Genomic DNA, 12,617 nt, shown 5'->3' with positions numbered 1-12,617 from the left:
CCGGGGCGCAAGTTAGCCGAGAAATTTGCGCGGCCCCGGCAATAGCGCGAAAAGGCGCTGCTCTCCTCAACGGGAAAGCAGCGCCTTTTGGTGTGGAATTGTGCGATAGGGTTCTGCCGCTGGCGTCATATACGGCAGGCAGCAGAGGCTAGATTATTTGGGCCTGGGGCGGTAGGTACAACCGCCTAGTTGTTGTTGATGTACTTGAAGCGAACAAACCGGTCGTTTTCGTAGATGGCGGTGAAGTGCCCACCCCCAGCCTTGGTATCTGATTTGCGCTCCGCGGGCTTGTGGTTGTGGCTTGCCGAAGAACTGGTAGGAACGGCAGGGTAAGCGCCGGGAGCCATCCCGGGCACATGGCAGATAAAGGAGAGAATCTTGGACGGCATGGCTTGTTTTTCGTTAGCAGTTAGATGTTTAGACACGGGTCAATCTGTGGTTAAGTGAGAAAAAACTGCATTTAAGCGCGTTAAGGCGGCTTTTTGTCAGATCAAATATAAACATATTATCATTTGATTGAACGATGCTAAGGTATATTTTTTCTCCTTAAAATGTAAATCAGTAGCACCCCTGATTTTACCTCCGTACTAGTACGGATATTTCGCCTGCCTTCTTCCGTTCTATATTTTAATTGAAAACTGCCAGTCTCAATCACCACTTCTTACGCTCAATAAACACATTACAGCAGCTTGAAGGCCGTTTTTGAAACTACTGCGCGTACTTACAGCTGCCTTTCCTACCTCGTTATCCGGGTTGAGCCCCACTGTGCTTACTAGCCGGTGAGCCTGCGCCAAATCTTCGCTCGTTTGCTAGCTTTTGTTGTCCAATTAAACCTGCATATATCCCTATATACTCCTAACAGGATTATTGCACATTACCTGCCCCTACGCGGTATTGGCCGCTATATTACGATATCAACTTGTGGCGCAGCGCGTACTGAATCAACCCCACCACCGACTTGGAATTGGTTTTGGTAAACAGGTTGCGCCGGTGAGTTTCCACGGTACGCTCGCTGATAAACAAGGCCTCGGCAATGGCCTGGTTGGAATATTCCTGCGCAATTAGCTGTAAAATTTCCCGCTCCCTGCCAGTCAGTTCGGCTGGGCGGCTGCCTTCCAGCGCCGCCGGAATGTGCATGTTCTGGAGCAGGGTAGCCGCTACATCGTGGCTGAAGTAGCTGCGGCCCAGGGCTACCTGGCGAATAGCTTCGCTTAATTCGGCGCGGTTGGCAGTTTTAAGCACGTAGCCCGAGCCGCCAGCTTCCAGCATTTCCGCTACCGTCGCGTGGTCGTGGAACATGCTCAGAATTAGCACCCGAATATGGGGCCAGCGCGAGCGAATAACCCGCGCCAACTCAATACCCGACATTTCGGGCATGTTCAAATCCAGAACGGCTACTTGAATAGTTGGGTGCTGGTCCGCCAGAATGCTTAGTGCTTCGATTCCGCTGTACGCCTGCGCTACCACTTGTAAGCCCGTTTCGGGCCGGAGCAGTCCTTTTATACCTTCAACCACCACCGGATGGTCATCCACCAGCAAAAGTGAGATTGTTTCTTCCGCAGGTAGGGGTTCAGGCATAGCGGCACAGTGGCAGTGCACTGTATTTTTTCGGGCGAGGTAAGGCCCATGAGGTACAAAGAAAGATACTATAATCCTCCTTGATCGTCAATATAAGAACAAGAATATATTATAATAGTTTGACGCCGCTAAACCGGCTTATAAGCATAGCGCGGAGCATACTGGCCCCCAAGCCGCCTTACGGCCAACTTAGGCAAAACCACTACGCTCCGCGCCATGCTAGGCAAGGAAGCTACTACTCTCTATTTCAGCCCGTACTTGTCCTTGAACTTGTCGCGCAGGTAGGTTTGCTTGGTATCGAGGCGGAAGGCGCGGCCGTCAATCCAGGCGCGGGTTACGTCGTTGGTGCGCATGTCGAGCAGGTCGCCGCGGCTGATGAGCAGGGTAGCACTCTTGCCCGCTTCCAGGGAGCCAAAGTCTTTGTCGATGCCCAGGATGCGGGCCGGGCTCAGGGTAATGGCCTCCAGAGCTTGTTCTTTCGTGAGGCCGTAGCCGGCGGCAGTACCCGCAATGAAGGCCAGGTTCCGGGACCCGGAGGTTTCCTGGGAGCCCTCATAATCAAGGCAATACCGAATACCGGCTTGCTGGAGCAGGCTAGGCAGGCGGTAGGGCTGGTCGTAGTCGTCGCCCTCGCGGCGGGGTAGGGCATGGATGCGGGACAACACCACCGCTACGTTGTTCTGCTTGAGAAAGTCGAGCATCATCCAGGCGTCGCGGGCGCCTACTACCGTTACCTTCTGCACGCCCAGCCGCTTGGCAAAGCGCACTGCTTCTATTAGCTCCTTGCCATAGTCGGCGTGAATGAACAAGGTTTTGGAGCCGTCGAAGAGGCCGGCCAAGGACGTTAGGCGCAGGTTTTCTTTGCGGCCGGCAGGCTGCTGGCGGTAGGCGCTGGCCTCGGTGAGTAGGCTTTCCAGTTGGCGCAATTGCTCCTGCCGGGCTTTTTCGCGGCGCTCCAGCACCTGGGCGTCGTCGTTGGGATTGGTTTTGATAATCATTACCGGCCAGTTCAGGTGCAGCCCGTCATCGGCCTTTACCTGGGCGTCTTGCCAGTTCCAGGCGTCCAGCTGCACCACGCTGCTCTGGCCCGAAAGGATGCCGCCGCGGGGCGTTACTTGCGCCAGTAACACCCCGTTGGTACGCACCGTCGGCAGAATATCGGAGTCGGTGTTATAGGCAATGAGGCTGCGCACGTTGGGGTTGAACTCGCCTACCTCCCGCTCATCCACCGTAGCGCGAATGGCCTCTACTTCCGTGAGACCCAGGGTGGAGTTAGGCAGAATCAGGCCGGGGTAAATCTGCTGGCCTTTCACGTCGATAACCTCGTAAGCGGCGCGGTCCTGGCTGAAACTACCCTGGGCGCCGGCGTAGGTAATGCGGCCTTTATCAAAGGCCACGGCAGCATCGGGTACTAACGTGCCGTTGCCCACGTGCAGGGTGCCACCGAGCAGCAGTACCGGCTTGCTTTGGGCCGGCGCGGGGGCCGGTACCTGCGCCAGCGCGGGGGTAGCTGTTAGCAGCGCCAGGGAAAGAAGTATATGTTTCATGGAGTTGATGTTCTGATGGGAGCCTCACCCCTAGCCCCTCTCCGGGTGGAGAGGGGAACTAGTTTTTAGCTTTTTAGAGCTAGCCTTTTCTAGAAGGGGCAAGAGGCTCTAGTTAGAAGCTAGTGCTCCTCTCCACCTGGAGAGGGGCTAGGGGTGAGGCACACGTTAGGCAATTCGTTTTTTACTGGTCCAGTTCTTTTTCCTCACCCATGGTGTCGCAGTGGTAGTGCTTGTTGGGCTTGGCGGTGGGTAGCTGGGTAGCGGCGCCGCCTTTCTTGGCGTCCAGCATTTTCTGGACGATGCGCAGGCGCTCCTGCTGCATCTGCTGGCGTAGCTGCTGGTCGGTTTCCAGGCTGAACAGCTCGCGGCCATCCACGAAGGTGCGCTCAGCGCGGGCGTACACGCTCAGGGGGTTATCGGTCCAGAGCACTACGTCGGCGTCCTTGCCCTCCTTGATGCTGCCCATGTTCTGGTCTAGGTGCAGCATTTTGGCCGGGTTGATGGTCACCAGCTTCAGGGCCTCTTCCTCAGAGAGGTTACTATACTTCACCATTTTGGCCGCTTCCTGGTTGAGGCGGCGGCTCATTTCGGCGTCGTCAGAGTTAATGGCCACGTTCAGGCCCACGTCGTGCATGATGCCGGCGTTGTAGGGAATGGCGTCGCGCACTTCGTTTTTGTAGGCCCACCAGTCGGAGAAAGTGCTGGCGTTGATGTTGCGCTGCTTCATCTTGTCGGCCACTTTGTAGCCTTCCAGGATGTGGGTGAAGGTATTCACCGGGAAGCCCATGCGGTCCGACACGTTCATGAGCATGTTGATTTCGGACTGCACGTAGCTGTGGCAAGTGATGAAGCGCTGGCGGTTCAGGATTTCTACTAGGGCCTCCAGCTCTAGGTCGCGGCGCGGGGCCTCGCCCTTCTTCTGCTTGCCTTTGCTGAGCTTGTTCCAGGCCTTCCACTCCTGCTCGTACTCCTTGGCGCGGGTAAAGGCATCCACGAACACCTGCTCGGTACCCATGCGGGTTTGCGGGAAGCGCACCACGTTCAGCTCGCCCCAGTTACTTTGCTTGACGTTCTCGCCGAGAGCAAACTTGATAAAGCCCGGTGCGCCGGCAATTTTCATTTGCTCCGGCGTCATGCCCCAGCGCATCTTAATCAGGGCCGACTGCCCCCCAATCGGGTTGGCCGAGCCGTGTAGGAGCTGAGCCGCCACTACCCCACCGGCCAGGTCGCGGTACACGTCCACGTCCTCGGGGTCCACCACGTCACTGATCCGCACCTCGGACGTTACCGACTGGGTGCCTTCATTCACGCCCTCGGAAATGGCAATGTGGGAGTGCTCATCGATAATGCCGGGCGTGAGGTGCTTGCCGGTGCCATCAATGCTGCGGCCTTCGCTGGGCACGGAGAGGTTGCGGCCAATCTTCGTGATTTTGCCGTTTTGCAGCAGCACATCGGTGTTTTCGAGCTTGCCGGCCGCCTCGCTAGTCCACACGGTAGTGTTTTTAATCAGAACGGTTTGCTGGGCGGGCACTTCCGCGCGGCCATAAGCCACGAAGGGATACTGCACCTGGCCCAACTGGGGCGGCACGGGCGCCTTCACGGAGTCGCGGCGGGCGGCACGGCTGGCTTCTTCCAGGCGGCGGGCCGTCCACTTCACGCTGGTAGCGTCCGGGAGCTGGCCGTCGCCCTGGAAGGTGCGGCTCTCGGCGGTGTAGTAGCCGCTGAGGCGGATGGCTCCGCTGCCTTTGGTTTTGGGCGTGGGATTGAAGACGAGGGTAGCCAGTTCCCCATTCACACTCAGAGAGCCTTTCACCGTGTCGCCGGGGGCTTTGGCAATTTTCAGTTCGGGCGCTTCGGGCTTGCCGGCCAGCAGCAGCTTCATTTCCGGCTGCGTGCCCACTTGTAGGGAGTACACGCCGCGGTAATCCGCCGGGATGGTGCTGAGCTGGTACCGCTCGCCCTGCACCCAGTTGTCCAGCAGCACGTTATCATCGGCGAGCAGGCGGCCCGAGCACACCAGGAAGTTGGCTTCCATGCCAGGGCGCAGGGCCCCTACCCTATCCTGCACCTTTACCAGCGCGGCGGGGGTAGCCGTGAGGGCCTGCAGGGCCTGCTCCTCCGAGAGGCCGTACTGCACGGCTTTGCGCAGGTTGGGCAGAAACTTCTTTTTGTCCTTGAGGTCGGCAGCGGAAAAAGCGAAGGGCACGCCGGCCTTGGCCAGCATAGCCGCGTTGGCGGGCGCCATTTCCCAGTGCTTCAGCTCCTGCAGGCTTACGCGCGCGGCGTCGTACACGTCGTCTACCTGGTAGGCGTCGGGGAAGTTCAGGGTCAGGATGAGCGGGGCCTTGGTGGCCTTGAGGTCATTTACGCGCTGGTATTCGTCGCCGCGGCCTTTGATGATGTACTGCACCCCAAACTCGTCGCCGAGCTTATCGGCCCGCAGGGCGTTGAGCTTGTCGCGCACCTCAAAAATGGCCGGCAGACTGCGCTGCTGATTCAGGGCCCGCAGCGAGAGGTTTTGCTCGCGGGCGGGGTTGCGCTGGTTCCAGTCCGCATCGAGGTAGCTCTGGCGCAGCAGGGCAATACTACCCATCAGGGACGAGGGGTAGTCCTGGGTGCTACTGCCCTTGTCGAAGCTGAAAGTAGCGGCGGCACGGTCCTGGAGCAGCACCTCACTTTCGCGGCGGGTAGTGTTCAGGCTCACCAACGCGGCCGTGCCTCGCACTATGCCGTCGGGCTGGTGGGTGAGCACCGCCCCGAAGCCCAGGCGGCGGTAGGCGTCGGCCTGGTCGGCGTTGACTTTGAACAGCTCGGCGGCGTTTACTTCGGGGTGCACAGCTTGGTTCCAGTCGTAGGCTCCGGCTTTGGTGCTTTCTATCTGGGGGCCGGCACGGCGGCCCTGGCGCTCGGGGGCTTTCACCTCGGGCACCCCGTAGGAAGCGTACAAATCCACGAAACCGGGGTAGATGAAGCGACCCTTTAGGTCCTGGACCACGGCCCCGGCCGGGATTTTCACCTTGGTACCCACGGCTTCTACTTTCCCGTCCCGAATGAGCAGGGTAGCATCTTGAAGGCGGGTTTTGTAATCGGTGAAAATAGTGGCGTGCGTGAAGGCGTAGACGCCCGGGCGCTGGTCGTAGACGCCGTTGCGCGGGAAGGTAGCGGGCTGCTGGGCCTGGGTCGCCGAGAGGCTGCCGGCCACGAGCCCGCCGGCTAGCCCCAGCCGGCGAAGATCAATGTGCATGGGTAGTAGAAGTAGGTGGAATAGGAGGAAATGAAAGCGTGTGAGGTAATGGTCCATCAAGTGCGGCCGCGGCTTGCTCGCTGATGGGCTAGGAAAGAAGCACCTGGAGCAACCAGAGTTGCACCGCGACAGTATGCCTGAATGACGACCTAACTACGCACCAAAACCCGACAAATCCACCATCTTATGCGCAAAGGCACCCAAGTAACCTGGAAATACGGCACGGGCACCGCTACCGGCAAAATTGAGGAGACCCACAAAGAGTCCGTCACGAAGAAGCTGCAAGGCGCCGAAATCACCCGCCACGGCACCCCGGACAACCCCGCTTTTCTCATCGTGCAAGAAAATGGCGACAAGGTGCTCAAGCTCCAAAGCGAGGTAAAACCGGCAAAGTAGCAGGCCGTGTCATTCCGAACGAAGCGAGGAATCTGGGTTGGCCTTCTAGCGGTAAACCCAGATTCCTCGCTCTGCTCGGAATGACACGTGTGTTCGAGCGTGTTTGAAATTTGTCATGCAGAGGCGCAGCCGAAGCATCTCGCTCAAATCGTTGAAGTACCATTCCAACGTCAGCACGCGAGATGCCTCGCTACGCTATGACGGTCTTTCTACTTGCTTTCTACCCGCTTTAGATGACAGCATCTGGTATAGTTTTAACTCCTTCCGGAACAAAAAAGCCCCACCGAATTATCGGTGGGGCTTTTTTTGTTGTGAGCTAATGCACTTTAGGCATTCTTAGGATCAGGCTCAATAAAGGCTTGCTCCTCCATTTCGGTGGGCACTACCACGATGCCTTGCTGCAGCTTGGAGTTTCTCTTACCGTAGATAAAGTAGACGATAAAGCCAAGCAGCATCCAGCCCATAGCTACTTTCAGGGTAAACGAATCCAAGCCAATAATCAGGGCCGAGCACACCAGCGCGCCCATGACGGGCACCAGCGGGAAGCTGGGCGAGGACAGCGGGGCACGGAACGGACGGGGCTGCGACGGATCGGAACGGCGCATTACCCACACTCCGATGCTTACCAGCACAAAGGCCAGTAGGGTCCCGAAGGAGGTCAGGTCGCCGGCCAGGGAACCGGGCACGAAGGCCGCGAACAGACCCACGAACACCATCAGCATCAGGTTAGACTTGTAGGGGGTGTTGAACTTGGGATGCAACACCGAGAAGGCTTTCGGCATGAGGCCATCCTTAGCCATGGAGAAGAACACCCGGCTCTGGCCCATGAGCATTACCAGCATTACCGACGTGAAGCCCAGCAGAATACCAATGGTAACGGCCGTAGCCAGCCAGGAGTAGCCGGGCATGTGGGCCCGGATGGCGTAGGCCACGGATGCCTCGCCGCCCACAGCTGGGTCAGCAAATTCGCGCCAGTTGGCCACGCCGGTCAGCACGTGACCGAACAGGATGTACAGGATAGTGCAGATGCCCAAGGAGCCCAGGATGCCGATGGGCATGTCGCGTTTGGGGTTTTTAGCCTCTTGCGCCGCCGTGCTTACAGCATCGAAACCGATAAAGGCAAAGAACACAATGCCCGCGCCGCCTAGTACGCCGCCCAGGCCGTGCTTATTCCAGCCCTCGTAGGTACGCACCACTTCGCCGGCTGCATTTTTCACCACGGCATCAGCCGGAATCAGGTAGGGCGTGTGGTTGGCCGAGTTGACGAACTGCCAGCCTACGGCAATGAATACCAGCACGATGAGGGTCTTGAGCACCACCACAACGGCATTGAACAGGGCCGATTCCTGGGTACCTTTCACCAACAACAGGCTCAGGGCCACAATAATAAGCAGGGCCGGCAGGTTGATAATGCCGTGCTGCGTTACACCGTTTACCACGGCGTGCTCAAAAGGTGAGTGGCTTAAACTGTACGGTATACTGGTGCCAAAGACCTCCAGCAGCTTGTTCAGGTACTCGCTCCAGGCGATACTCACGGTAGCGGCACCCAGGGCGTATTCCATAACCAAGGCCCAGCCAATAACCCAGGCCACAAACTCGCCCATGGTAGTGTAGGCGTAGGTGTAGGCCGAGCCGGCAATTGGAATCATGGCCGCAAACTCGGCGTAGCACAAACCAGCAAACACGCAGCCGAACGCCGCCAGAATGAAGGCCAGCGTCACGCCGGGGCCCGAGGCCTGGGCGGCGGCGTTGGCCGTGCGCACAAACAGGCCCGCCCCAATAATGGCGCCTACGCCCAAGGCCACAAGGTTACCCGCCCCCAGCGTGCGCTTTAGTGCGCCGTGCCCGGATGAATTGGCTTCGCCCAAGAGCACAGCCAGCGGTTTTTTGGCGAAAATATTTGCCATACAGGTTATTGAGAGAAGAAGAAAAGTGAGAAGGGGATTATGAAATTTGCAAAAAAAGCCGCCTGCAAGCGGCTACGTGGCCCGAATATAGCCCTTTCTCCGGACTGCGGACATGGCCCTGACTGTTGGCCGGCTGATTTTAGCTGCGCAGGTAAACTCGGCCGCAGGCTAACTCTTCGCCAGTCGTAATTCCCTCACAGACTCTTTCTGATAGAAAAAGCTGCTTGTTCTGCTTGCGACTTGTGGCCTGACTGCTAGCACTTAGGCGGCATCCTTACTGTCTGGAGCCAATACCTCATTAGGCATCCTGGCCCGGCCGCAGCACCTGCGCGCCCGTGGCCGCTACCTAGCCTAGCCGGAAGTGCGCGGAGGAAAGTTGACCTCATATTACTAGTTGTATTCGGAGCCTCGACGGCTTGATGGGGTCTTTTTTAGCAGAATACCCTCTTCGGGCACGACGGCGCCGGAAACCTGCCCGGCAGCCGAACCGAAACATTTCGGAACCAGACCACTTACTACCCTCGTTGGGTCCCGGCAATGGCCCATTTTGTAACCCAACAGTACTATTTTGCCGGGCTAATATTGCGCTTTGCTGTAGGCTGGCTTTGCTTCTTGCTTATATTTGAGAATATGCCTTCCGGCCACCGCTGAGCTGGCCTGCGGGCATCCACCACATCCAACACCCCATGAGTCCTCTGCCTAGTAGTACCGGTTCGGTACAGATTCAGCAGTTTTACGACAAAGGCCTGGCCCACGCGAGCTACGCCATCCGCAGCAACCGCCAGGTCGCCATCATCGACCCGGCCCGCGACCCCCAGCCTTACTACGACTTCGCCGACGAGCACGAGGCTACGATTATTGCCGTCATCGAGACCCACCCCCACGCCGACTTCGTTAGCAGCCACCTAGAAATTGCGCGCGAAACCGGAGCCACCATTTACGCCAGCAAGCTGGTGAAGGCCAGCTACCCCCACCAGACGTTTGATGATGGGCAGCGCATCACGCTCGGCTCCGTAGAGCTGCACGCCCTCAACACCCCCGGCCACTCCCCCGATTCCATTAGCGTGCTGCTCATGGATGAGCTGGGCCAAACCCGCGCCGTGTTTACCGGCGACACCCTTTTTGTAGGCGACGTGGGCCGCCCCGACCTGCGCGAGGATGACAACGTAGGAGGCCACAGCCGCGAACAGCTGGCTGCCCAGCTCTACCAGAGCACCCGCCAGAAGCTCATGACCCTGCCCGCCACTACCCGTGTGTACCCGGCCCACGGCCCCGGTTCGCTCTGCGGCAAAACCACCAGCCCCGACCTGGACAGCACCATAGGCAAGGAGCTAAAAACTAATTACGCCCTGCAGCCCATGTCGCAGGATGAGTTTATTAAGGTCCTGCTAGAGGATCAGCCGTTTATGCCCAAGTATTTCGGGCACGATGTACTGCTCAACAAGCAGGGTGCTTCCTCCTTCGAGGACAGCGTCCGGGCGGTGCCGCGCTTGCACTCGGGTATTCCGCTGGAGCCGGGGGTAGTACTGATTGACACCCGCCCCGCCGAGGAATTTCGGGCGGGCCACCTGTCCGGGGCCATCAACCTGATGGACGGCGGCAAGTTTGAAACGTGGTTGGGCTCCATTGTGGGGCCGCAGGAACCGTTTTACCTGATTGCCGACTCCCAGATTGCCTTAGACACAGTCATTCGCAAAACGGCTAAAATCGGCTACGAGGGCAACATCAAGGGCGCCTTGCTCACGCCCCGCGAGCTGCCCGTCACCAGCCCCGCCACCGATGTAGAGCACGTTCGGCAGCAACCCCAGGATTTCACCATTGTCGACATCCGCAACCGCACGGAGGCCCAGCAGCCCATCTTCGACAACGCCCTGCTGATTCCGCTGCCGGAGCTGCGGGAGCGGGCCCACGAGGTGCCTACCACCAAACCCGTGCTGGTACATTGCGCTGGGGGCTACCGCTCGGCGGCTGGGGCCAGCATTCTGCAGGCCGCCCTACCGGCGGAGGTGCCCGTGTACGATCTGGGGGAAGCTATTACCTCATTTCAGCCTCAATCGGCAACCGTATAAGTCAGCGTCCGGGCATTTGCGTTCCGGTGCAACCTCTCGGCGCAACCCATACTCTCCCAAAGGCCAGGACTACGGTTCTGGCCTTTTCCATTATCATGAAACCGGTTCCTTAACATGAAAAAGGCGTTCTACTTACTACTAGCCCCTACCCTGCTGTGTACGGCTTGTGATGAGACTGACATTGAGAAAGGCACTCCCAGCTGTATTCGACAGAAAACCATCAACCTGGAGCGAGAGTCGCCGTGCGAGGAGGGCGCCTACGTTAAGGAATACCTTTTTCAAGGCAAAACGGTGTTTGTATTCGAACCAGGTAACTGCATTGCCGACGGCTCCGCTGAGGTGGTAGATGAGGGATGCAACCGGCTGGGTTACCTCGGCGGCTTTATTGGTAACACCCGCATCAATGGTCAGGATTTCAGCACCGCCGAGTTTAAGCGCACGATTTGGGAGAAAAAATAACGCTCCTTTTTCCGCCTGACTCGGAAGGGGCCGCAGCCACGCCGCTAAGGGCTGCTGGCTGGGTGCAACCCGCCGGGCTTTCTTCTTCCCGCCGGCCGGAGTATCTTCGTAGTCATGCGCGTACTACACACCGCCGACTGGCACCTAGGCCAGCGGTTTATTCAGGGCCACGAGCGAACCGACGAGCACCGCCACTTTCTGGAGTGGCTAGTGCAAACCGTGCGCGAGCAGCAGGTAGAAGTGCTGGTGGTAGCCGGTGACATTTTCGACACTGGCTCGCCCTCTAATCAGGCCCTGGAACTGTACTACTCCTTTTTGCTCAGCATGCGCGGCACCGGCTGCCGCGACGTGGTAGTGGTAGGAGGCAACCACGACTCGCCGGCTACCCTCAATGCCCCGGCCCGCTTGCTGCGCCACCTGCGCGTGCACGTGGTGGGCTGCGTGCCCGACTGCTTCGAGGAGCAAGTATTGGTGCTGGATGATGCCCAGGGCAAACCGGGCCTGGTGGTGTGCGCCGTGCCCTTTCTGCGCGACCGGGACGTGCGCCTGTCGGTGCCCGGCGAGACGGCCGAGGAACGGGAAGCCCGCATCAAACAGGGCATTGCCGACCACTACGCCCGTTGCGCCGAGGTAGAGCAGGTCTGGCAACTCAAAGACTTAGGCCTGCCCGTGCTGGCGACCGGCCACCTCTACGCGGCCGGCGCGGCCCCGTCGGATTCGGAACGCACGATTCACGTGGGCAACCTGGGCCAGATTACGGCCGACCACTTCCCGGCCGTGTTCGATTACGTGGCCCTGGGGCATTTGCACCGCCCGCAACGGGTAGGCGGCCGGGAGCATATCCGCTATTCGGGCTCGCCCATTCCGCTGTCGTTTTCGGAAATCGACCACCCCAAGGAAGTACTGCTGCTGGATTTTCAGGGCGGCAAGCTCACGGAACTGCAAAGCCTGCCGGTGCCCGGCGCCCGGCGACTGGTGCGTTTCCACGGCACCCTGCAGGAAGTAACGGAAGGGCTCACAGCCTACGACAACACCGGCTACCCCCTCCCCGCCTGGGCTGATGTGCAGATTCATTCGGAGCTAACCCAACTGGAAGTAGCCGATGCCCTACTAACCGTGATTCAGGCCCTGGACCGGCAGCAGCTGGAAGTGCTGGCCCGCCGTCACTTCCGCCTAGTCAAGCTCCGCGCCCTGGGGCAGGCCGAGGAAACCGACGATACGCCCCTCACCCGCAGCCTCCACGATTTCACGGAGCGCGAAGTATTTGAGCAGCGCCTAGAAGCCGAGCCCGAGGCCAGCCGCGCCGAGCTACTCCGCACCTTCGACGAGTTGCTGGAGCGGATGTAGGAAGGCGGACGGACATATCACGCAACAAAAGCAGGTGTCATGCTTGATCTGGCGTCCGCGCAGCCGAAGT

9 protein-coding genes are annotated in these 12,617 nt (G+C 59.0%); 4 read left to right on the top strand and 5 right to left on the bottom strand.

The genetic code is table 11. The annotated features are described in order from the left end of the window. Positions 1–185: 185 nt before the first annotated feature. From MWH26_RS03995 to MWH26_RS03980, 4 genes are all read right to left on the bottom strand, one after another. Positions 186–425, bottom strand: a complete 240-nt coding sequence (locus MWH26_RS03995) for a hypothetical protein (RefSeq protein ID WP_244695350.1) — start codon at positions 423–425, stop codon at positions 186–188. Between the two features lie 481 nt (positions 426–906). Next, a complete protein-coding gene (locus MWH26_RS03990) occupies positions 907–1,578 on the bottom strand; it encodes a response regulator (protein ID WP_247976143.1) in 672 nt (223 codons plus the stop codon). Between the two features lie 242 nt (positions 1,579–1,820). After that, entirely contained in the window at positions 1,821–3,125 is a 1,305-nt protein-coding gene (locus tag MWH26_RS03985; RefSeq protein ID WP_247976142.1) for an amidohydrolase family protein, read from the bottom strand. Positions 3,126–3,306: 181 nt separating this feature from the next. After that, positions 3,307–6,369, bottom strand: coding sequence for an amidohydrolase family protein (locus MWH26_RS03980; protein WP_247976141.1), 3,063 nt, complete (start codon positions 6,367–6,369; stop codon positions 3,307–3,309). Between the two features lie 186 nt (positions 6,370–6,555). Between MWH26_RS03980 and MWH26_RS03975 the strand changes: the two genes are divergently transcribed. After that, the gene (locus tag MWH26_RS03975) at positions 6,556–6,765 is read left to right on the top strand and encodes a hypervirulence associated TUDOR domain-containing protein (protein WP_244695345.1); all 210 of its coding nucleotides are present in this window, start codon (positions 6,556–6,558) and stop codon (positions 6,763–6,765) included. Between the two features lie 326 nt (positions 6,766–7,091). Here MWH26_RS03975 and MWH26_RS03970 read toward each other — a convergent pair whose 3' ends face one another. Further along, positions 7,092–8,672 carry an amino acid permease gene (locus MWH26_RS03970; protein ID WP_247976140.1) on the bottom strand — a complete coding sequence of 527 codons (1,581 nt, stop codon included), beginning with the start codon at positions 8,670–8,672 and terminating at the stop codon, positions 7,092–7,094. A 686-nt stretch (positions 8,673–9,358) separates the two neighbouring features. Here MWH26_RS03970 and MWH26_RS03965 point away from each other — a divergent pair. The 3 genes from MWH26_RS03965 to sbcD all read left to right on the top strand — a co-directional run bounded on the left by MWH26_RS03965 (position 9,359) and on the right by sbcD (position 12,547). Continuing rightward, complete coding sequence (locus MWH26_RS03965) at positions 9,359–10,741, top strand: MBL fold metallo-hydrolase (protein ID WP_247976139.1); 1,383 nt, start codon at positions 9,359–9,361, stop codon at positions 10,739–10,741. 114 nt (positions 10,742–10,855) lie between these two features. Then, positions 10,856–11,200 (top strand): DUF6970 domain-containing protein, encoded by a 345-nt coding sequence (locus MWH26_RS03960; protein ID WP_247976138.1) that lies wholly within the window; start codon positions 10,856–10,858, stop codon positions 11,198–11,200. 114 nt (positions 11,201–11,314) lie between these two features. Beyond that, positions 11,315–12,547, top strand: coding sequence for an exonuclease subunit SbcD (sbcD, locus tag MWH26_RS03955; protein WP_244695341.1), 1,233 nt, complete (start codon positions 11,315–11,317; stop codon positions 12,545–12,547). Positions 12,548–12,617 lie beyond the last annotated feature (70 nt).

This window comes from Hymenobacter sublimis (genome assembly GCF_023101345.1).
GTDB lineage: Bacteria > Bacteroidota > Bacteroidia > Cytophagales > Hymenobacteraceae > Hymenobacter > Hymenobacter sublimis.
The sequence above is the reverse complement of the archived record's forward strand: the minus strand, read 5'-3'. Positions and strand labels throughout refer to the sequence as shown.

What these genes read in the sequence shown, in the direction of transcription:
- MWH26_RS03990 (WP_247976143.1), bottom strand. Translation starts at nt 1,578, where the DNA reads ATGCCTGAACCCCTACCTGCGGAAGAAACAATCTCACTTTTGCTGGTG.
- MWH26_RS03985 (WP_247976142.1), bottom strand. Translation starts at nt 3,125, where the DNA reads ATGAAACATATACTTCTTTCCCTGGCGCTGCTAACAGCTACCCCCGCG.
- MWH26_RS03980 (WP_247976141.1), bottom strand. Translation starts at nt 6,369, where the DNA reads ATGCACATTGATCTTCGCCGGCTGGGGCTAGCCGGCGGGCTCGTGGCC.
- MWH26_RS03975 (WP_244695345.1), top strand. Translation starts at nt 6,556, where the DNA reads ATGCGCAAAGGCACCCAAGTAACCTGGAAATACGGCACGGGCACCGCT.
- MWH26_RS03970 (WP_247976140.1), bottom strand. Translation starts at nt 8,672, where the DNA reads ATGGCAAATATTTTCGCCAAAAAACCGCTGGCTGTGCTCTTGGGCGAA.
- MWH26_RS03965 (WP_247976139.1), top strand. Translation starts at nt 9,359, where the DNA reads ATGAGTCCTCTGCCTAGTAGTACCGGTTCGGTACAGATTCAGCAGTTT.
- MWH26_RS03960 (WP_247976138.1), top strand. Translation starts at nt 10,856, where the DNA reads ATGAAAAAGGCGTTCTACTTACTACTAGCCCCTACCCTGCTGTGTACG.
- sbcD (WP_244695341.1), top strand. Translation starts at nt 11,315, where the DNA reads ATGCGCGTACTACACACCGCCGACTGGCACCTAGGCCAGCGGTTTATT.